We start from the raw sequence: 19,011 nt of genomic DNA on the forward strand, positions 1-19,011 counted from the left end.
CTCAGACATGGCTCTTGCTTTACTTGTACTATTTCCTTTTTTAGGGAGTATCCTCGCTGGATTACTCCCCCAAAACGCACGAAATAGAGAAGCTATTCTTTCTGCTTTAGTCGCTCTTGCCTGTTCAACCATTGTTATCAGTTATGCTCCTGATATTTTTGCAGGAAAAATAATTGAGCACCAGATAGAATGGCTCCCCTTTCTTGATTTAAACATTATTTTTCGCTTAGATGGTTTTGCCTGGCTATTCGCTTTATTAGTATCATTAATGGGTGTTTTGGTCGTTATATACGCCCGATATTATATGGATCCCGCTGATCCTGTGCCTCGTTTTTTTGCTTTCTTTTTGGCTTTTATGGGGGCAATGCTAGGTGTAGTACTATCAGGTAATGTTATCCAGTTAGTGATTTTTTGGGAATTAACCTCCCTCTCTTCTTTTATGCTAATTGCTTACTGGCATCATCGTCCTGAAGCACGGCGAGGAGCTAGGATTTCTCTAACTATTACTGTTGCTGGTGGGTTCTGTTTGCTAGCTGCCATGCTGTTAATAGGTCAAGTAGTAGGTTCCTATGAATTAAGCGATATTCTAGCTTCAGGTTATCTTCTTCAAGGTAGCCCAAACTACACTCTTATCGTTGTGCTATTTGCTATAGGCGCATTGACCAAGAGTGCTCAGTTTCCTTTTCATTTTTGGCTACCAAATGCAATGGCAGCCCCTACTCCTGTTTCCGCTTATTTACATTCAGCGACATTAGTCAAGGCCGGAGTTTTCTTGCTAGCACGTTTCTGGCCAGTGTTAGCCAATACAGAACAATGGTTTTGGTTAATCGCCATACCTGGCTTATGCTCTTTGACGCTGGGTGCATATATTGCAACCTTTCAAAAAGATATGAAAGGTATTCTAGCCTATTCGACTATTAGTCATTTAGGACTCATCACGCTGCTATTAGGACTTAATAGCCATCTTGCCTTAGTAGCAGCCATCTTTCATATGATTAATCATGCAACGTTTAAAGCCTCTTTATTTATGGCGACAGGTATTGTTGATCATGAAACAGGAACACGAGATTTAGAAAAACTGTCAGGATTAAGACATGTAATGCCACTAACTACAACGTTAGCAACGGTAGCCGCCGCTGCAATGGCTGGCGTACCATTGTTAAATGGTTTTATTTCAAAAGAAATGTTTTTTTCGCAAACACTAGTAGTTAATGATGTTAAAAGTTATTTTTTACCTGTGATCGCAGTAGTAGCGAGTATTTTTAGTGTTGCCTATTCTCTACGTTTTATTACTAGAGTATTTTTTGGCTCTCTGAGCACAGAATTACCACGACAACCACATGAACCACCCAAATGGATGCTATTTCCTAGTGCTGTCTTAGTCTGCCTATGCATTTTAATTGGTATTTTGCCACATTATATTGTTGGACCAATCCTAGATATCGCTGCACATTCTATCCTAGCCGATCAGACACCTGAGATTGATTTGGCAATCTTTCATGGAATCAACTTACCCTTGTTAATGAGTATTATCGCTTTGATGGGGGGAATAGCTGTCTATTTTACGCTACGCCCCTATCTACAGATTCTCCCAGGAAGAACTCTTGGCCTGCATAAAATTGATGGTCGAACGATATTTGATAGTATTATGAATCAGCTTGATAATATGGCTGATACCGTGTTCAGTTATATTCACTCTAATCGTATTCAGACACAAATATTTTGGGTGGTGGCAATAACGTTATTCGTTACTGTTTTTTCTATTTGGCACTACGATTACTGGTTCCGGCTACCTCGTACTAAATTTAGCATAGCTTTTGCTTTACTTTGGGCTGTAGGTGCGCTATGTGCCTTAGGTGCTGCTTATCAAGCTAAATTCAATAGATTTAGAGCGGTTATTTTCACTGGAGGTGCTGGTATTGTCACTACCCTAACCTTTGCCTGGTTATCAGCGCCAGACCTAGCACTAACTCAACTCGTCATAGAGACTGTAACAGTTGTATTGCTATTACTCGGATTACGCTGGTTACCTAGGCAAAATCAAAAGAATATTCTCCTAGAAGATGAACTCGTCATTCGCTTACGCCATTCTCGTGATGCTATCATGGCTGTGTCAGTAGGACTGGGAATTGCCCTGTTAAGCTATGTAATGATTACCAGAAATACTATTCCCACAATTGGTAAATTTTTTAATGAGAATGCCTTGCCACAGGGAGGAGGCACAAATGTAGTCAATGTAATCATTGTAGACTTCAGGGCCTTTGATACCTATGGTGAAATTACTGTACTAGGGATAGTCGCTTTAACTGTTTATGCCCTACTACGCCGTTTCCGTCCTCCTGAAGAAAGCTTATATGCTCTTGAAAAAAGATTAACTATTACAACCAATGATTTAACTAAAATCAAGGAAAATGAAGCACTCCCTCGAGGGACATTTTTAGTTCCTAATGTATTGGCTCGTTTCCTTATCCCTGTTATTAATTTAATCGCTATTTTCTTTTTCCTTAGAGGACATAACTTACCAGGTGGTGGATTTGTTGCAGGAGTCATTTTTACGATAGGAATTATTATCCAATACATGATTAGTGGCATTCATTGGGTAGAAATGCACTCGAGAATTCGACCCCAAATTTGGTTATCTGCTGGTTTATTATTATCTCTATTGGCAGGGTTATTACCAGTCTTCATGCATAAACCATTTTTAACGGCATTAACTCTTGATTTGCATCTACCCTTACTGGGAGACATACACTTATCTAGCGTCATGTTATTTGATTTAGGGGTATTTGCTTTGGTTGTTGGGGCTTCTACTTATATGCTAGTGGCGCTTGCCCACCAATCTTTACGCTCTCAACAACGCCAACAAGGAAGACAGTAATGGAAATTATTTATGCATTAGCGATTGGACTACTTGCTGGCTCAGGCGTATGGTTAATTTTACGGCCTAGAACCTTTCAGACTATTATCGGTATCTCCCTGCTCTCTTATGCGATTAACTTATTTATATTTGGAACAGGACGTTTGTTTGTAGGGGCTCCAGCTATCATTAATAAAACGGCACCTGTAGATACGCTTCTATATGCTGATCCTGTTCCACAAGCGCTTGTATTAACAGCGATTGTGATTGGCTTTGCTATGACAGCATTGATTTTAGTCGTCATTATGGCTAAACGAGGTTTATCCGGTTCAGACCATGTGGATGATGAGGGAGATACTGAGTGACGATAATTGACCATTTCCCTCTCTTAAGTATTGCTATACCCATGTCTGCTGGGGCATTAATTGTCTTTTTAAAAGAAAAAAGACGAAAAATCAATAAATTAATAGCATTATTCTCTTCTGTTGCTCAGTTAATCATAGGCATCACATTAATGCTAGCTGTATCCGGAAGCCTTTCCTCGGTACATTGGGTAAATAATATTGCTGTTTATCATTTGGGAAATTGGGCTGCGCCTTTTGGCATTGTACTCGTAGTAGATAGGTTAGCTGCCTTAATGCTAACTTTATCCGCCGGCTTAGGACTTATGTGCTTGATCTATTCGACTTCCTTATGGGATAGAGCCGGTGTACATTTTCACTCTTTATTTCAGTTTATTCTGATGGGAGTAAATGGTGCGTTTGTTACAGGGGATTTATTTAATTTATTCGTCTTTTTTGAGATATTTTTAGCAGCTTCCTATGGTCTGCTGTTGCATGGGTCAGGACAAAATAGAGTAAGCTCAGGATTTCACTATATTATTGTGAATTTAATGGGTGGTTTTTTAATGCTCATTGGTATTTCCATGATTTACTCGATTACAGGCACGTTAAATCTAGCTGATTTAGGCATGAAGGCCGGTAATTTAAGCCTTGATGAACGTATCCTATTTGAAACAGCTTGCGCTTTTTTGGCTACGGCATTTCTAATTAAAGCGGCTGCTTGGCCCCTTAGTTTCTGGCTAATCAATGCTTACTCTTCTGCGGTAGCACCTGTTGCAGCAATTTTCTCCATCATGACCAAAGTAGGTATTTATGCTTTATTAAGAGTAGGCTCTATTCTTTTACCAAGTGGTGCCCCAGCAGGCTTTGGGGGGGAATGGATGTACTACATCGGCTTATTTACTCTTGGTTATGGCGCTATTGGTCTCTTAGCAGAAAAAAATCTCAGCCGTATGATTTCTTTCTGTATAGTCATTTCTTCTGGCACCTTATTAACCGCTTTAGGAATGCCTGGAGTGGCATTAACAGGCCCTTCTCTTTATTATTTAGTAAGTTCAGTTCTAGCCTTAGGCGTTGCTTTCTTATTGGTTGAAATTATCCGGCGTACTGAGGCGGTACCACGCAGTGTTTTATCCGTCTCTTTAGAGGCGTTTGGTCTAGACCAAGACAAAACATCCGATTATTCTGGTGAGGTAGTTGGCGTAGCTATTCCCTCTTCAATGGCATTCTTAGGATTAGCTTTTTTTACATGTATTTTAATTATTGCTGGGTTACCTCCATTCTCCGGCTTTTTAGCAAAATTCGCCTTATTATCACAAGCTGTTAGATTGACTTACACGGAAATGGGAGAGACGTCATATAACGCCTGGTTATTAGTAATTTCTATGCTATTTTCTGGTATGGTAACTGTTATTGTCCTTGGACGTACAGGTATCCGACTTTTTTGGGGTTCTGGCACTTTAAACCCTCCAAAATTAAGTCTTCGAGAAGCCTTACCAATTGCTTTATTATTAATGGCTTGTTTATATATTACGATCTGGGTGAGTGATGTGATGTCATACATGAATGCCACTGCACATTCATTGGATGATCCTTATGAATATATGCAAGCAGTATCTAGTAATACTCTTCCCACAGCTAGCTCAGGAGGAGATTAATGATGTTTAATCTATTCTTTTGGGTACCGATGAGTATTTTTTTGACAGTATTGTGGCTATTACTGAATAACACAATAGATGTCGCACAAGCTTTATTAGGTTTTTTAATCAGTTTTACGCTGGTTATTCTTTCCTTAAAATTACGTCCCGATTTAGCCTACCCTCGGAAATTATGGTTAATAATTAAACTCATCTTACGTGTAGTAAGCGATATTTTTAAATCAAACCTAGATGTTGGACGACTAATCTTGCAATGGAAACGTAATGATTTTACTTCCGGCTATGTCTATATCCCCTTGGAAATCCGAGATCCTCATGCATTAGCCGTTTTAGCGTGTATAGTGACTTATACGCCTGGTACTGTATGGTCTGGCTTAACCGAAAATGATTATATTCTACGTTTGCATGTATTAGATTTAGATGATGAATCAGAATGGTTTAACATCATTAAATATCGATATGAAAAGCTTCTCTTGGAAATATTTGAATGAATATTAATTTAATAACGTATGCTGCACATTTTGCTATTTTATGCTTTGCATTAGGGACTGTGATTTGTACTATTCGTTTGTTTAAAGGGCGTAGCCCGCAAGATCGTGCTTGGGGGTTAGATGCTATGTATGTGAATGCTATGTTATTAATTATCACCCTGGGTATACTGTTTAGATCTTCATGGTATTATGATATTGCTTTGCTAATTGCGCTATTTGGCTTTGCTGGAACAGCGGCTTTAGCAAAATTTCTACTAAGAGGTGAGGTAATTGAACCATGATGACGATGATTCCTTTTCTTCCCAGCTTATTTATTGCTATCTTGCTAGTTTTGGGTGGTATAGTCACTTTAATTGGTACCTTAGGTCTATTACGTTTTCCTGATTTTACTGGACGTATTCATGCAACAACCATGGGAAATACCTTAGGAACAATCTTCGTATTGCTTGCCTCAGCCATCATGACCTACTATGTCGGTGACAGAGTTATGTTTCACGAAATTGTCATAGTAATCTTCTTATTCATTACCTCACCTATTTCTGCTATGCTCCTAATGCGTTCATATACTTTACGAGAAGAAAGAATAGGTAATAACAATAATTAAACTGCAATCTTTTATAACCTCATGGACAAACAAACTTCTTCTTATCCTTTCTCAGTAGGTGTGATTGCACTTATTTTTTCGATGCTCTCTTTATGTATCGGAACCTCTTTTGCTAAAGGTCTTTTTCCTGTGCTAGGTGCACAGGGTACATCAAGTTATCGATTACTTTTTTCTGCGCTATTGCTTTGGTGTATATGGCGTCCTTGGCGTTTTTCTCTCAATATTGGCCAAGTTAAATTGCTACTATTTTATGGTGTTTCATTAGGTTTGATGAACTTATTGTTTTACATGGCATTACGCACCATTCCTTTAGGCGTAGCTATTGCTATTGAGTTCTGTGGACCATTAGGCTTGGCGCTATATTCTTCTAGACAAAAAATTGATATTCTTTGGATTGGTTTAGTCATTATTGGTTTATCCTTCTTAATCCCCTTTGAAAATACCACTGCATCTTTAGATCCTACTGGTATTTTTTATGCTGTATGCTGTGCTTTTTTTTGGGCATCTTATATCATAGTGGGACAAAAAATAAAAACGATCCATCCTGGTCAAGCTAGTACAGTGGGTATTACCATTGCTGCTTGTGTAACATTACCCTTTTCATTATCCCATCTTGGGATAGAATTTTGGCAGCCACAACTATTCGGCCTTGGCCTATTAGTAGGTATTTTATCTAGTGCTCTCCCCTACTCATTAGAGATGATCTCACTTCGTTCCTTAGATCGTAAAACATTTGGGGTCTTATTAAGTCTAGAACCTGCTTTTGGTGCAATTACAGCAAGTATTATTTTGCAAGAGTTTCTCAGCCTATCTCAAATCCTTGCCATTATTTGTATTGTCTCTGCCTCCATCGGCTGTATATTAACAGCTAACCGTAAATTATCATCTTAACTAAGGGAAATATGATGGATACTGATTTCTACTCCTTTAATGCCCAAACAATTGATAATCAATCGTTTAATTTTGAACAATTAAAAGGCAAAGTAGTATTGATTGTGAATACGGCTTCCCAATGTGGTTTTACCCCACAGTATAAAGAACTAGAGAAGCTATACCAAACATTCCGTAATCAAAACTTCATGATTTTAGCCTTTCCTTGTAATCAATTTGGACATCAAGAGCCAGGAGATGCCGTTGAAATAAAGCATTTTTGTGAGTTAAATTATGGAGTTACTTTTACTTTAATGGCAAAGGTTGATGTAAATGGTGATAATGCTCATCCTTTGTTTACCTGGTTAAAAAAACAAAAGTCAGGGATTATGGGAGAACATATAAAGTGGAATTTTACTAAATTTCTGGTTAATAAAAATGGTTTAGTCATCGGTCGTTATGCACCACTGACTAAACCAAGCAACTTAAGTAAAGATATTCAACAAGCTATTTTGAATGAGTGAGTGTCATTGTATACACTTTATTTTTGTATCGATACTCCGTAAGCATTGTTAAGCCTTCACTTGGACAATACCATTCAGTAACCCCTAAATCTCTTTCTTTGGGGGCTTTTTTACGCTGTGTTACCGTATCAAATAAAGCCCCCTCAGAGACTTTTGCGGCATAGTTAATAGGCATACAACTTTTGTCACCTTGACTAGTTTGTATCATTCGTGATGCACCTACTTTAGCACTAGCACTTCTAAATGAGGCATTATCAATTGTAGCTTCGCCAATTTTCCCACTATTCTTAGATAAATACATTTCTGCCTGTGCATCACCTTGGTAATGTCGAGATGGAATAGTTTGGCCTGTTTCTACTTGTTGAGCTGGCTTAAAAAACAAACCACTTAAATTAATTGCTACAGAAGATTTAAAAAAAGGCATACTCGCTGTTGGTGAGTCCAAATTACCATTTAATTTAGCCTCTTTATCATTAACAGACAATGTTAAAAGCCCATGTGTATTAGGTGCCATCACCTGATTAGGAAGATTAAGTCTTAAATTTAGTTTGGCTGTACACTGTGTAGGTGATTTATAATCTACACTCATCACATTAATCTGAAAATCAGCCATATTTTCACTTACTCGGCCATTTAGCACTTGCCCAGATTTAAGCCAAGGACTATCACAAAAAGCGCTGTCAGCTGTTGAGGCAAATGCTGGCTGTAGTAACGCTCCTAACGATAATACCAAGATGGTTTTACGATTAAATAGCATTATTTCCCCTCTAATACTTTCAAGATACTTGTTTTTTGCTGATCCCTAGCCAAATCTATCGCACTCTTATGTACTTGATTTATGGCTTTAGGGTCAGCACCAGCAGCTAATAGTACTTTTACTGTATCCAATTTGCCAGATGAAACAGCCATCATAATTGGTGATGTGCCGTCAGCAGAAGGTGCATTAGGGAAAGCTCCTTGAGAAAGCAAAAACTCCACCATTTTTGTTTTTCCATTCGCCGCAGCATAGTGTAGAGGTGCCCAACCTAAGCGATTAACTTTCGCTCCTCGTTGAATTAATGCTTTTGCAAAATCAATATCACCAATAATGGCAGCATACATCAGTGGTGTTTCATCAAATTTATTCGCTAAATTGACGTCAGTTTTTGGATTTTTAGCTAATAACATATAGGCATCTTTAGAGTCCTCTCTAACCGCATAAATAATCGCAGGATGCCCTTCTTTATTTAATTCATTAGGATCTTGACCATTTGCAAGCTCTTTCTCAATCGTATCATAACGGTTATTTTTAACGTCATTCCACCAATCAGCCCAGACAGTCTGTGATGTCAGTGTTAAAGCCATTGCCATTAATCCAGTTTTAAATAAGTGCTTTTTCATAAAAATTCCAATCCAATAAGTAAGTTCTAAGTGTAGGCAATTATTTAAATAAATACACTATTTTTATTGCAAATTATGTTAACTTTCGTAAAGATTACATTTCATTGTGCTACGGAAACTTTGCTAAATAAGCGATAAAAGTTTTCGGTTGTCTGCGTAGCAACTTCTTTTACCGTTACACCTCGTAACTCAGCAATTTTTTCAGCCACATGAATAACCTTAGAGGGATCATTTAGTTTACCTCTATAAGGGACTGGTGCTAAATAAGGTGAATCAGTTTCTATTAGTAATCGGTCTAGAGGTACATATTGTGCTACTTCATGGACTTGCTGAGCATTTTTGAACGTTACAATGCCTGATAAGGAAATATAAAATCCTAAATCCAATGCTTTTTGAGCAATCTCTTTGGTTTCAGTAAAACAATGCATAACACCACTGCATATCTCCGCACTCTCTTCACGCATAAGACGGATAGTATCTTCACTAGCATTTCTGGTATGAATGATTAAGGGTAGCTGTGCTTGTATTGCTGCTTGTATATGTGTTCTAAAGCGATTTCTTTGCCAATCAAGTGGCTCTGATAAACGATAATAATCCAAACCAGTCTCACCAATAGCGACCACTTTGGGATGTTGAGCAAATTTAAGCAATTGCTCTACTGTTAGCTCAGGCGTATCCTCGTAGTCAGGATGTACGCCAACTGACGCTGATAAGACTGGATACTGTTCAACCATTGTTAATAACTGTGTCCAATCGGGTAAATTTACGCTAACACATAGTGCATGATTGACCTGATTATTTTTCATATCAAGTAAAATCTGCACTATATTTTCTCTAAGTTCTGGAAAGTCCAAATGGCAATGTGAGTCGATATACATAACAAAATCTTATTTAATACACGCTAAACTAATTTTTTGTAAAGTTGATTGGATAAATAACTTTGCATTCAAAGGATGTTTTGCAATTCGTTGTTGGCTCGCTAAATAAGGATAGAGCGCCACAAGTGCATCACCTTTGCTAATATTGTTAGCTAGTTGAGTAAGTTCTGGGGTTAATGACTGATAAAAACGTGGTGACAATCCACTTTTTACTAGACTTAAATCACTAACAAAACATTGTAAAGCTCTAATCCATTCTGAAGCAGGAATTTTTTCTAACCTTGTGACAAAAGTATCCATATTAGGAATTTGTTTTTGTACAAGATGATGGGTAAATTCTTTTAGCCAATAAGTTAATGGCTCAACTTCAGAGGTACTCTGTTTAAGTGCACTTAATGGTGCCCCAGAATTAGCTGCCAACCATATTTCTGCGTCTTTAATCCCCTGTTCCTTTAACCACTGGAGTGATACGGATGTCTCTGGAATAGGTAACGCTAAACGTCGGCAACGTGACAGAATAGTCGGTAATACTTTTTGAGTCGCGTGAGAGAATAATAAAAAAATAGTTCCTTTGGCAGGCTCTTCTAATACTTTTAAAATAGCATTTGCGGATACAGTATTAAGACTTTCAGCTGGTCCTAGGACAATTACCCTATAGCCCCCTCTAGATGTACTCAAGGTCATGAACTCCTCATTTTGTCTAATTTGCTCAACCTTAATTTCAGTGGATAATTTATTCTCTCCTGTAGCAACTATCTCATCCTCATTAAGTAGACCAAGCTCTTGCTTCAAGGCATCAGGGATAATCAAACGATAGTCTAGGTGATTGCCTAAATCCATCCAATGACATGATTGACAATGACCACAAGCTAGTCCATGCTGAGGTTTTTCACATAGCAATGATTTGGCAGCAGCTATACAAAAAGCTAATTTACCAATACCCTCTTGTCCATGAATCAGCCATGCATGAGAAAATCTCTCCTTAGAGGATAACCATTCTTGTGCAATTTGTTTTTGCCATGGATAAAATTCATTCATCGCCATCTTAAGCTAACCGTTCTTCTAAAATAGAGGTCAGAAATAATTTAATTTTTTCGATAGATTGAGTCGAGTCCACAACCACAAAGCGCTGCGGATATTGTTCGGCTAAGCGCAAATACATTTGCCTAACATTCGTAAAAAATAATTCAGATTCTTTCTCAAAGCGATCTAATACACGAGTATTGCTCATACGTTGTTTAGCCACTTCCAATGGTACATCAAATAAAAGTGTCAGATTGGGTTGAGTATCACCGTGAACCCATTCAGCCAATTGTTGAATTCTCTCTATAGGGTAATGCCTACCTCCACCTTGATAGGCTAACGTAGAATCCGTAAAACGGTCACTGATAATCACTTTACCCTCATTTAGTGCGGGTTTGATGACTTGATTAACACTTTCTTCGCGTGCCGCAAACATTAACAATACTTCAGATGTCTGAGTCATCTGTTGAGATAATAATAACTCCCGTAATTTTTCACCTAGCACAGTACCACCAGGCTCGCGGGTTAACACTACCTTATAATTTTTTTGCTTAAAAAAATCAACCAACCATTCTGTGTGCGAGCTTTTACCTGCACCATCCACACCTTCTAACGTTAGGAAAAATCCTGTCATTTTTGTCCTTGTTTGAGAATAAATTTTTGTACATTTTGGTTATGTTGAGGCAAGTTTTCGGCAAACTCACTCGTACCATCTCCCCTTGATACAAAGTAAAAATAATGATGGTTTTCAGGGTGTAACACAGCCTTTAAGGCTAAATCTCCTGAACTCGCAATGGGTGTCGGGGGAAGCCCTTTTCGAGTATAAGTATTCCATGGTGTATCGGTTTGCAAATCCACTTTTCTAATCTTATTCTGATATTTATCACCCATTCCATAAATCACTGTTGGGTCTGTCTGTAATAACATATTTGCTTTTAACCGATTAATAAAAACACCTGCTATGCGCTTTCTATCTTCGCCATGACCTGTTTCTTTTTCAACAATAGAAGCCAAAATTAATGCTTCATAAGGTGTTTTAAAAGGTAAGTTTTCAGCACGATTATCCCAGTTTTTCTTTAGGTTGTTTTGTCCTTCTTGATAAGCCTGTTGGATAACCATAAAATCTGAGTCACCCGGTGTAAAAACATAAGTATTGGGAAATAATAAGCCTTCCATACTGGTCATTGAATCAGGCGCATTGAGCTTTTTCAATAGCTCTTGATCGGTAATATTGCTAAGTGTTTTTTCAATATCTGGATGCTGGGTAATAGCTTGTCGAATTTGTTTATACGTCCATCCCTCAACAAATAAAATTGTGCGCTTAGCAACCTCGCCATTTGCAATCATAGCTAGTACGTCAGGTGCCGTTTGTCCTTGTTTAATTTCATAAGTACCAGCCTTTAATTGGCTCACCTGTCCTGTATATCGAGCATAGTAAGTAAATAGTAGATTATTAACAGGAACATTATTTTTAATCAGAATATCAGCAATGTTCTTAATAGAAGACCCCTTAGGGATTTTCACCATAACACTCTCTTTAGTAAGCTTTAGAGGGGTTGTTTGCCATTCTTTGAGCTGGTAATAGCCAATACCAGCCATGACTGATATGATAAAAACAATAAAAATAATTAATTTTTTAATCATTAGTGCCCTTGATTTTAATTAACTTATTGTTGGACTTGAAATAACTATATAAAATTATTAAAAGCTTATTGTATCAGGCTTGATAGGGTTTTTAATGTGTTTCTTTAGAAAACTAGCGTACTATATAATAATAGGTATTAGGTAAATTATAAACAAAGGATAGTATTTAATGAAACAAGCACCATTGAGTCAATTTGCCATATTAAAAGTTGAGGGTGAGGACAGCCTAACGTTTTTACAAGGTCAACTTAGCCAAGATATGCAGCAAGTAAAAGCGGATAATGCCCTACTATCAAGCTATTCAAACCCTAAAGGTAGAGTTTTTGCTACTTTTTTATGTTGGCAGGATACCTCTCAAGCACATACTTATTATGCATTAGTCCAAAGAGATATTGCTACTTTTTTACAAAAACGTTTAACCATGTTTGTTCTTAGGGCTAAGGTTAGTATTTCCATCCTAACATCTGCTATGTGGGCTGTATGGGGTGAAGATGTGGCGGCATTGACGACAACTTATCCATTTATTGAGTCATTAACTAATATACCTTTGACTCTATCAAACAATGAGAAACCACAATTTAAAGTCATTACACATAATCAAGTGACTGTTATTAAATTTCCGTCCGTTGATGCCACACAGCGTTTATTAATCATAAGTGAAAGCCCCTTATGGACAGTTCAAGAGGCTACTGGAGATGAGAACGAGTGGTATGCACAAGATATTTTGCTAGGTCTTCCATGGATTGGGGATAAAACCAAAGAGCTATTTGTCGCTCAAAGCATTAATTTAGATGCTATTGGTGCTATCAATTTCAAGAAAGGATGTTACCCCGGACAAGAAGTTATTGCTCGAAGCCACTATTTGGGCAATCTCAAAAAACGTAGCATTCCTGCTTATATTACTCTTCCGGTCACAAATGCGGATGAGTTATTAGGTTCAGACGTAATACAAGATGGAAATCCAATTGGACAAGTCGTGAATGCCACTACAGTTGAAGATAAAATTTACCTGCTAATCGAATTAACTATCAAAAACCTTGAAGATGATGCTGCTATTGAATTAGCACAATTATCTGGTAATACCCTGCACTTTCTTGATATCCCTTACTCTTTAGAAAAGCCAGAGTAAGAGTGGATTAAAAAATTTTGAGTGTAATTTAAAAAATAGATAATAAGTGATTTATAAGGCGCGTTGTGTGGAGGGGCGCAGCCTCCTAGCTCGGCAATGCCTTATAGGGTATCCCTCATGTAGCGATCCTTGCCACGGACAAGTCTCTCAGCGAACAGCCCTGCGTCTTTCTGTCGTCACACAACGCTTAAAGGTATTATATAGAAAAATTACTATCGGTACTAATAAGGAATAGACAAGCAATAATCCTACTGTTATCAAGTAGTGTACTAACTATAGATTCTCTCGATAGTACACTAATGAAAATACGCTATTTATTAAACTATTAAAGATTCGCTAAAGGATGTTCTTCACCTTCTGGCACAGGATCTTCAAAGAAATAATCAATAGCATCAGAAGATACATCAGCCACCGATTTGAATTTCCAATCAGGTTGTTTATCTTTATCAATTAATAAGGCACGAATACCTTCTTGGAATTCACCCAGTTGTGCGGCATGCATAGCCACGTTAAACTCAAGCCTAAATACATCCGCTAAAGAAGAATGCTTAGTTTTCTCTAGTAAATCCATGGCTAAAACAAATGATAGTGGAGACCCTTTTTGTAAGGTTTGAGCGGCACGAGACAGCCAAGGGTCTTCATGATTAGCAAGACTTACTAACATGCCATAAAGCTTTTCTAAATCATTTGTCTGGCATAGCTTATTAATGAAGGCGTAATTTGTTTCTAATGGACCTTTCTCTGTGCTGTATGAATGATTATGTAAAACTGCACTGATTAAATCATCATTCTGATGGCGTTTTGTCGTAGGAAACCATTCTGCTTGAGTGAGTTCTTGGATAATTTGCGCCCAACTCTCTCGCTTGATATTGAAATTAGCCATATGCGTAAATAAGGCATCATTAGCACCAATTTGTGCACCTGTAGCCGCTAAAAAGCGTCCTGTTAAGCCAGGAAGACGGTTCAGCATCCAACTCCCCCCCACATCAGGGAATAAGCCAATACTAATTTCTGGCATAGCCATACGAGTCGTCTCGGTAACAATACGATGACTTGCCCCCATCATTAAGCCCATGCCTCCACCCATGACTATGCCATCGCCATAACAGACGACTGGCTTAGAATAAACATGGATGTGATAATCTAATCGATACTCTTGTGAGAAAAAGTCTCTAGCTACTTGATTTTGCCATACACCACCCTCTTGGTTTTGTAGCATGGATTTATAGAGTGCATGTAAATCACCGCCAGCACAAAACGCTTTACCCCCTGCACCTTGTAGAATGATGGCAACAACAGAGCTGTCTTGTTCCCATTCCGTCATTTTCTCTTGAAGTAGTTGAGCCATTTCCACTGAGAAACCATTCAATACCTGAGGCTGATTTAACGTTGCTACCGCGATTTTGAAACCATTTGACGCATTGATGGTTTCAAATAATACTACTGAACTCATAATGTCTCCTCGTGTTTATTTTTAATACTTTTATGCATATTCATCGTAGTCAATTTTTTTTGCTCGATCAGGCTTTAAATGTTTTTTCTTTAAAATACCTGCTTTTCGGTGAATAGCCCTACGTTTTCTAGACTCTTTGGGATCAAACGTTAATTGACGACATAATTCGATTCTATCATTAGGTTTTAATTGTTGCTGTAAGCTAGCTTTTTGTCCAAAAATTCCTACACCTAAGGTTGTTAAGTCTAGGTTTGGAAAATCCGTCTTAAAGCTTGTCTGCTTAATTGCCTCTTCTACACAGCAAGTACTGGGAACAGTTAATATTTGATGCCAAATAGTCGTAGGACTCTCTGCATAAATAAGTTCTATCTGAATATCATCCATAAATAGCTTGTGCTCGTTGAGTAAAAGAATCTATAAAACTATTGGCAATGCGATTAAAGACAGGACCAATGAGCAATGCCAATGCTCGACTACTAAAATCGTAATCTAGCGAAAAAACTACCTTACAGGCGCTTTCATCCAAAGCAATAAACTCCCAACTTCCCACCAAAGCTGAAAAAGGACCATCAACTAATTGCAAGGTGATTTTATGAGGAAAATCGTGAGTATTTTTTGTTGTAAATGTCTGTGTTAGTTTTGCAAAACTGATAGTCACTGAGGCAATCATACCGTCAGCAGTTTGCTCTTTGATCGTAGCCCCTCCGCACCAAGGCATAAATTCGGGGTATTTATCGACGGCAGCGACTAATTCAAACATTTGAGCATCGCTATATGGAAGCAATACAGAGCGTTTAACCGTTTGCATAAAAAATAACCTTTTAATCTTCAACCTATATTAAAGGTGATTGTTCTTCATAATACGCTCTTTTTCGCGTTGCCAATCACGATCTTTGGCACTATCCCGCTTATCGTGTAACTTTTTACCTTTTCCTAGACCAAATTCCAATTTAATTTTGCCACTTTTATAGTGTAAATTAAGCGGTATTAAGGTATAACCTCGAATTTCCACTTTACCAATCAAACGATTAATTTCTTGTCGATGCATTAGTAACTTACGTGTACGAGTCGCTTGAGGGTGAATATGTGTAGAAGCTGTAGCAAGAGGACTGACATGCATATTCAATAGATATAATTCGTTATCACGAACAATAACATAGCTCTCACCTAATTGGACCTTGCCAGCACGAATTGATTTGACCTCCCAACCCTCTAAAGCAATTCCTGCTTCAAAACGATCTTCGATAAAATAATCATGACGTGCTTTTCTATTTTCTACAATACTCATCTTTAAAAATATTTTAATAGTTGTTGTTAGCTGATTATTATACTCATTTTAGCTAGCAGATAGCATAAATTAGGATTGTATTTGGAATGCGAAATCAGATTATTATTAATCCTTTATTTGAATGTTGACATACCACTTTCAACAGGGAATCTTTATATCAAAAGCATAATCTTATTGATAATCTGATTGTATTTTTAATACGATTTTTATAGCCACTTATGTGAGCTGTTTAATATCCTGAATAATTGGCTTAAAAAATGGATTGTCGCCACTCTCCAACCATTCAAATAGTACCATTTCCGTACTTAGTAAAGTGACACCTGCCTGACTAGCTCTTCTAAGTGCCATCTCTTTATCAATACTTTTACGTGAACCACAGGCATCTACAACTAAATAACACTGATAATGATTTTGCTCATGAATACCCAAAAGACTTTGCAATACACATACGTGAGTCTCACACCCAATAAATAATAGATGAGTACGTTTAGTGTGTTGGCTAATCTCCACTAATTTTTGAATAAAACCGTGCTCTTTAGCCGCACTAAATGTCTTTTTTTCTATTACCTCACCACGATAAGCATATAAATCGGATATGGTTTTACCTATTTTATCTGGATAATGTTCTGTCGTAATCACAGGAATTTTAAATAGGTCTGTCGCTTTGAGAATAGCTAGACTATTAGCCAATACCTGTTGGACATTCATCATTGAAGGCATCAGTTTTTCTTGGTGGTCAATCATCACCACAATGCAATCTTGTGCCCTCAATAACATATTAATCCCCTGTTATACCATCATTTTTGTGTTGTTTAATAACAGTCATCGCTGATGAAATCAATCCTGCCATATCAGATAAATTCGCTGGTAGGATCAATGTGTTTGACTCCTTCGCTACTTTAGAGAACGCATCAACATAGCGGTCAGCAACTTGTAAGTTAACTGCTTCTAAGCCACCTGGTTGGCCAATCGCCTGAGATACCTTTGTAATCGCTTCAGCTGTTGCATTAGCAATAGCTACTGTTGCAGCAGCCTCACCCTCAGCCTTATTAATTTGAGCCTGTTTTTCACCTTCAGAACGAGCAATCGCTGCCTCACGTTCCCCTGTAGCAATATTGATTTGCTCTTGTCTACGACCTTCAGAAGCCGCAATTAATGCCCGTTTTTCACGCTCTGCTGTAATTTGTGCCTGCATAGCACGTAAAATTTCAGCAGGGGGAGTTAAGTCTTTAATTTCATAGCGCAATACTTTTACGCCCCAATTTGCCGCTGCTTCATCTAAAGAAGAGACAACGCTACTATTAATAAATTCTCTTTCCTCAAACGTTCTATCCAATTCTAACTTACCAATGACAGAACGTAATGTCGTCTGTGCTAACTGTGTAATTGCATTAATATAATTAGAAGAGCCATAAGAGGCACGCATAGGATCGGTTACTTGGAAATAAAGTACACCATCAACCTGTAATTGCGTATTATCTCGAGTAATACACACTTGACTAGGCACATCTAGAGGAATTTCTTTCAGACTATGTTTATAAGTAATTTTTTCAATAAAAGGTATCACAAAGCGTGGTCCAGGTGTCAGTGTCCTATCATATTTTCCTAGACGCTCAACAACCCATGCATGTTGTTGAGGTACGATAGCCACTGCTCTAATAATGATAATAATTGCCAAAATTACTAGTACTAACCAGAAACCATCTAAACTACCAAATACATCTGCCATTCTCTCTTCTCCTTTGTCAGTTCTATCACTCTTATTGCTTTGGTGTGAGGATTAATGAAACTCCATTAATATCGCTAATAACATAGTTCCCAGCTACACCATCCTGAGTACAATTAGGGGCTAAAACAGCTTGCCACTGTGTTCCTCTATAGTGCACAACCGTAGAACGAGGCATATTCCAATTGTTCACATAAATAACCGTACCAATATCCATATTGACATTGACATCACTTGTTGGCGTAGTTAATGATGATTTAGATTTAATACCAAAAAATTTAAAAACAAAAACACCCAACAATAAAATAAGGACAAAAATACCTAGTTGCCAATAAATTGATAATTCAAAAAAGGCGACTAGTCCTGCTGCAAACATGGCAATGGCAAGGAACATTAAATAAAATGTCCCAGAGAGCACTTCTAAAATAAGAAAAACAATGGCTAAAGTAAACCAAACCCACATCAAATACACCTCATTAAATTTATGCTTTGATAAAGGAAAATATGTGCACTAGCTGATTATGGTAGTGTTACTGCCCTTCTCCCTACTAGTGCAACCTCTCTTATGACTATTAGTATGATTAGCGTACGCCTAAGAGCTCTACTTCAAACACTAATGTTGCATTAGGAGGTATAACACCTCCTGCTCCACGGCTACCATAGCCTAATTCAGCAGGAATTGTTAACTTACGAACGCCCCCAATTTTCATTCCTTGAACGCCTTTATCCCAACCTTTGATAACATAGCCTGCATCTAAAGGGAATTCAAATGGGTCATTGCGATCTTTACTAGAATCGAACTTTTGTCCATTGTCTAATAACCAACCCGTATAGTGAACAGTCACAAGATTCCCACTTTTTGCCTCTTCACCGTCACCTATTTTGATATCTTCAATGATTAATTCACTCATAGCTCTCACCTTTTTAACATATTAATTAATACTTATTGTTGATTATAACAACTAAACACTACTAATCTATGACGATAAGTATAGTTATATGACAAAACCCATTGTGATGAGACGATGATTTGCTGACTTGCTAAATAGATAAATGAATTTAGCGATTAGGCTATTTTCGTTAAATGATTTTGTCGAGCAGTCTTTTTTAAATTAAACGACTACTCGACTTTATGCAATCTATAA

23 protein-coding genes are annotated in these 19,011 nt (G+C 37.6%); 9 read left to right on the plus strand and 14 right to left on the minus strand.

Features of this window, described 5'->3' with window-relative positions:
- Window positions 1-7: 7 nt before the first annotated feature.
- The 8 genes from BQ4443_RS02415 to BQ4443_RS02450 are packed head-to-tail and all read left to right on the plus strand — an operon-like array spanning window position 8 to window position 7,345.
- Window positions 8-2,878, plus strand: coding sequence for a monovalent cation/H+ antiporter subunit A (locus tag BQ4443_RS02415; RefSeq protein ID WP_071057944.1), 2,871 nt, complete (start codon window positions 8-10; stop codon window positions 2,876-2,878).
- Entirely contained in the window at window positions 2,878-3,222 is a 345-nt protein-coding gene (locus tag BQ4443_RS02420; RefSeq protein ID WP_023950915.1) for a Na+/H+ antiporter subunit C, read from the plus strand. The genes BQ4443_RS02415 and BQ4443_RS02420 overlap by 1 nt, the downstream gene beginning before the upstream one ends.
- Complete coding sequence (locus tag BQ4443_RS02425) at window positions 3,219-4,856, plus strand: monovalent cation/H+ antiporter subunit D (RefSeq protein WP_371128772.1); 1,638 nt, start codon at window positions 3,219-3,221, stop codon at window positions 4,854-4,856. The genes BQ4443_RS02420 and BQ4443_RS02425 overlap by 4 nt, the downstream gene beginning before the upstream one ends.
- Window positions 4,856-5,347, plus strand: a complete 492-nt coding sequence (locus tag BQ4443_RS02430) for a Na+/H+ antiporter subunit E (protein WP_023950913.1) — start codon at window positions 4,856-4,858, stop codon at window positions 5,345-5,347. The genes BQ4443_RS02425 and BQ4443_RS02430 overlap by 1 nt, the downstream gene beginning before the upstream one ends.
- Entirely contained in the window at window positions 5,344-5,628 is a 285-nt protein-coding gene (locus BQ4443_RS02435; RefSeq protein WP_071057945.1) for a K+/H+ antiporter subunit F, read from the plus strand. The genes BQ4443_RS02430 and BQ4443_RS02435 overlap by 4 nt, the downstream gene beginning before the upstream one ends.
- Entirely contained in the window at window positions 5,625-5,951 is a 327-nt protein-coding gene (gene mnhG, locus BQ4443_RS02440; protein WP_023950911.1) for a monovalent cation/H(+) antiporter subunit G, read from the plus strand. The genes BQ4443_RS02435 and mnhG overlap by 4 nt, the downstream gene beginning before the upstream one ends.
- A gap of 21 nt (window positions 5,952-5,972) precedes the next feature.
- On the plus strand, window positions 5,973-6,842 hold the full coding sequence (locus tag BQ4443_RS02445) for an EamA family transporter (protein ID WP_071057946.1): 870 nt from the start codon (window positions 5,973-5,975) through the stop codon (window positions 6,840-6,842).
- A gap of 11 nt (window positions 6,843-6,853) precedes the next feature.
- The gene (locus tag BQ4443_RS02450; RefSeq protein WP_218118013.1) at window positions 6,854-7,345 is read left to right on the plus strand and encodes a glutathione peroxidase; all 492 of its coding nucleotides are present in this window, start codon (window positions 6,854-6,856) and stop codon (window positions 7,343-7,345) included.
- Here the strand turns inward: BQ4443_RS02450 and BQ4443_RS02455 are convergent.
- The 6 genes from BQ4443_RS02455 to mltG all read right to left on the minus strand — a co-directional run bounded on the left by BQ4443_RS02455 (window position 7,329) and on the right by mltG (window position 12,270).
- Window positions 7,329-8,102 carry a hypothetical protein gene (locus BQ4443_RS02455; protein WP_071057947.1) on the minus strand — a complete coding sequence of 258 codons (774 nt, stop codon included), beginning with the start codon at window positions 8,100-8,102 and terminating at the stop codon, window positions 7,329-7,331. The genes BQ4443_RS02450 and BQ4443_RS02455 overlap by 17 nt on opposite strands.
- Window positions 8,102-8,725, minus strand: coding sequence for an ankyrin repeat domain-containing protein (locus BQ4443_RS02460; RefSeq protein WP_023950901.1), 624 nt, complete (start codon window positions 8,723-8,725; stop codon window positions 8,102-8,104). Before BQ4443_RS02460 ends, BQ4443_RS02455 begins: the two co-directional genes overlap by 1 nt.
- Window positions 8,726-8,826: 101 nt before the next feature.
- Window positions 8,827-9,603 (minus strand): TatD family hydrolase, encoded by a 777-nt coding sequence (locus BQ4443_RS02465; RefSeq protein ID WP_023950899.1) that lies wholly within the window; start codon window positions 9,601-9,603, stop codon window positions 8,827-8,829.
- 9 nt (window positions 9,604-9,612) lie between these two features.
- Window positions 9,613-10,641, minus strand: a complete 1,029-nt coding sequence (gene holB / locus BQ4443_RS02470; RefSeq protein WP_256330848.1) for a DNA polymerase III subunit delta' — start codon at window positions 10,639-10,641, stop codon at window positions 9,613-9,615.
- Between the two features lie 7 nt (window positions 10,642-10,648).
- Window positions 10,649-11,260, minus strand: coding sequence for a dTMP kinase (gene tmk, locus BQ4443_RS02475; RefSeq protein ID WP_023950897.1), 612 nt, complete (start codon window positions 11,258-11,260; stop codon window positions 10,649-10,651).
- Entirely contained in the window at window positions 11,257-12,270 is a 1,014-nt protein-coding gene (gene mltG, locus BQ4443_RS02480; RefSeq protein ID WP_023950895.1) for an endolytic transglycosylase MltG, read from the minus strand. Before mltG ends, tmk begins: the two co-directional genes overlap by 4 nt.
- A gap of 169 nt (window positions 12,271-12,439) precedes the next feature.
- Here mltG and BQ4443_RS02485 point away from each other — a divergent pair, with 169 nt between their 5' ends.
- On the plus strand, window positions 12,440-13,399 hold the full coding sequence (locus BQ4443_RS02485; RefSeq protein WP_071057949.1) for a CAF17-like 4Fe-4S cluster assembly/insertion protein YgfZ: 960 nt from the start codon (window positions 12,440-12,442) through the stop codon (window positions 13,397-13,399).
- Between the two features lie 325 nt (window positions 13,400-13,724).
- Here the strand turns inward: BQ4443_RS02485 and BQ4443_RS02490 are convergent, their stop codons facing one another.
- The 8 genes from BQ4443_RS02490 to BQ4443_RS02525 all read right to left on the minus strand — a co-directional run bounded on the left by BQ4443_RS02490 (window position 13,725) and on the right by BQ4443_RS02525 (window position 18,777).
- Window positions 13,725-14,852, minus strand: a complete 1,128-nt coding sequence (locus BQ4443_RS02490) for an enoyl-CoA hydratase/isomerase family protein (protein WP_023950892.1) — start codon at window positions 14,850-14,852, stop codon at window positions 13,725-13,727.
- Window positions 14,853-14,882: 30 nt separating this feature from the next.
- Complete coding sequence (locus tag BQ4443_RS02495; protein ID WP_023950890.1) at window positions 14,883-15,236, minus strand: RnfH family protein; 354 nt, start codon at window positions 15,234-15,236, stop codon at window positions 14,883-14,885.
- Window positions 15,229-15,660 (minus strand): type II toxin-antitoxin system RatA family toxin, encoded by a 432-nt coding sequence (locus BQ4443_RS02500; protein WP_023950888.1) that lies wholly within the window; start codon window positions 15,658-15,660, stop codon window positions 15,229-15,231. Before BQ4443_RS02500 ends, BQ4443_RS02495 begins: the two co-directional genes overlap by 8 nt.
- 30 nt (window positions 15,661-15,690) lie before the next feature.
- Complete coding sequence (gene smpB, locus BQ4443_RS02505) at window positions 15,691-16,140, minus strand: SsrA-binding protein SmpB (protein ID WP_023950886.1); 450 nt, start codon at window positions 16,138-16,140, stop codon at window positions 15,691-15,693.
- Between the two features lie 216 nt (window positions 16,141-16,356).
- Complete coding sequence (locus BQ4443_RS02510; protein WP_023950884.1) at window positions 16,357-16,917, minus strand: isochorismatase family protein; 561 nt, start codon at window positions 16,915-16,917, stop codon at window positions 16,357-16,359.
- 1 nt (window position 16,918) lies between these two features.
- Window positions 16,919-17,869, minus strand: coding sequence for an SPFH domain-containing protein (locus tag BQ4443_RS02515; RefSeq protein ID WP_023950882.1), 951 nt, complete (start codon window positions 17,867-17,869; stop codon window positions 16,919-16,921).
- Window positions 17,870-17,900: 31 nt separating this feature from the next.
- Window positions 17,901-18,329 carry an NfeD family protein gene (locus BQ4443_RS02520; RefSeq protein ID WP_023950880.1) on the minus strand — a complete coding sequence of 143 codons (429 nt, stop codon included), beginning with the start codon at window positions 18,327-18,329 and terminating at the stop codon, window positions 17,901-17,903.
- 118 nt (window positions 18,330-18,447) lie between these two features.
- Window positions 18,448-18,777: an FKBP-type peptidyl-prolyl cis-trans isomerase gene (locus BQ4443_RS02525; RefSeq protein WP_023950878.1), complete on the minus strand. Its 330-nt coding sequence runs from the start codon at window positions 18,775-18,777 to the stop codon at window positions 18,448-18,450.
- Window positions 18,778-19,011: the final 234 nt, after the last annotated feature.

The sequence above is a fragment of the Pelistega sp. MC2 genome (assembly GCF_900099475.1).
In the GTDB taxonomy this organism is placed as follows: Bacteria; Pseudomonadota; Gammaproteobacteria; order Burkholderiales; family Burkholderiaceae_B; genus Taylorella; species Taylorella indica.

Coding starts and splice junctions, on each gene's coding strand:
- mltG (WP_023950895.1), bottom strand. CDS start 12,270: ATGATTAAAAAATTAATTATTTTTATTGTTTTTATCATATCAGTCATG.
- BQ4443_RS02495 (WP_023950890.1), bottom strand. CDS start 15,236: ATGGATGATATTCAGATAGAACTTATTTATGCAGAGAGTCCTACGACT.
- BQ4443_RS02415 (WP_071057944.1), top strand. CDS start 8: ATGGCTCTTGCTTTACTTGTACTATTTCCTTTTTTAGGGAGTATCCTC.
- BQ4443_RS02525 (WP_023950878.1), bottom strand. CDS start 18,777: ATGAGTGAATTAATCATTGAAGATATCAAAATAGGTGACGGTGAAGAG.
- tmk (WP_023950897.1), bottom strand. CDS start 11,260: ATGACAGGATTTTTCCTAACGTTAGAAGGTGTGGATGGTGCAGGTAAA.
- BQ4443_RS02430 (WP_023950913.1), top strand. CDS start 4,856: ATGATGTTTAATCTATTCTTTTGGGTACCGATGAGTATTTTTTTGACA.
- BQ4443_RS02435 (WP_071057945.1), top strand. CDS start 5,344: ATGAATATTAATTTAATAACGTATGCTGCACATTTTGCTATTTTATGC.
- holB (WP_256330848.1), bottom strand. CDS start 10,641: ATGAATGAATTTTATCCATGGCAAAAACAAATTGCACAAGAATGGTTA.
- BQ4443_RS02465 (WP_023950899.1), bottom strand. CDS start 9,603: ATGTATATCGACTCACATTGCCATTTGGACTTTCCAGAACTTAGAGAA.
- BQ4443_RS02445 (WP_071057946.1), top strand. CDS start 5,973: ATGGACAAACAAACTTCTTCTTATCCTTTCTCAGTAGGTGTGATTGCA.
- BQ4443_RS02485 (WP_071057949.1), top strand. CDS start 12,440: ATGAAACAAGCACCATTGAGTCAATTTGCCATATTAAAAGTTGAGGGT.
- BQ4443_RS02460 (WP_023950901.1), bottom strand. CDS start 8,725: ATGAAAAAGCACTTATTTAAAACTGGATTAATGGCAATGGCTTTAACA.
- BQ4443_RS02420 (WP_023950915.1), top strand. CDS start 2,878: ATGGAAATTATTTATGCATTAGCGATTGGACTACTTGCTGGCTCAGGC.
- BQ4443_RS02515 (WP_023950882.1), bottom strand. CDS start 17,869: ATGGCAGATGTATTTGGTAGTTTAGATGGTTTCTGGTTAGTACTAGTA.
- BQ4443_RS02510 (WP_023950884.1), bottom strand. CDS start 16,917: ATGTTATTGAGGGCACAAGATTGCATTGTGGTGATGATTGACCACCAA.
- BQ4443_RS02500 (WP_023950888.1), bottom strand. CDS start 15,660: ATGCAAACGGTTAAACGCTCTGTATTGCTTCCATATAGCGATGCTCAA.
- BQ4443_RS02520 (WP_023950880.1), bottom strand. CDS start 18,329: ATGTGGGTTTGGTTTACTTTAGCCATTGTTTTTCTTATTTTAGAAGTG.
- smpB (WP_023950886.1), bottom strand. CDS start 16,140: ATGAGTATTGTAGAAAATAGAAAAGCACGTCATGATTATTTTATCGAA.
- mnhG (WP_023950911.1), top strand. CDS start 5,625: ATGATGACGATGATTCCTTTTCTTCCCAGCTTATTTATTGCTATCTTG.
- BQ4443_RS02450 (WP_218118013.1), top strand. CDS start 6,854: ATGATGGATACTGATTTCTACTCCTTTAATGCCCAAACAATTGATAAT.
- BQ4443_RS02455 (WP_071057947.1), bottom strand. CDS start 8,102: ATGCTATTTAATCGTAAAACCATCTTGGTATTATCGTTAGGAGCGTTA.
- BQ4443_RS02490 (WP_023950892.1), bottom strand. CDS start 14,852: ATGAGTTCAGTAGTATTATTTGAAACCATCAATGCGTCAAATGGTTTC.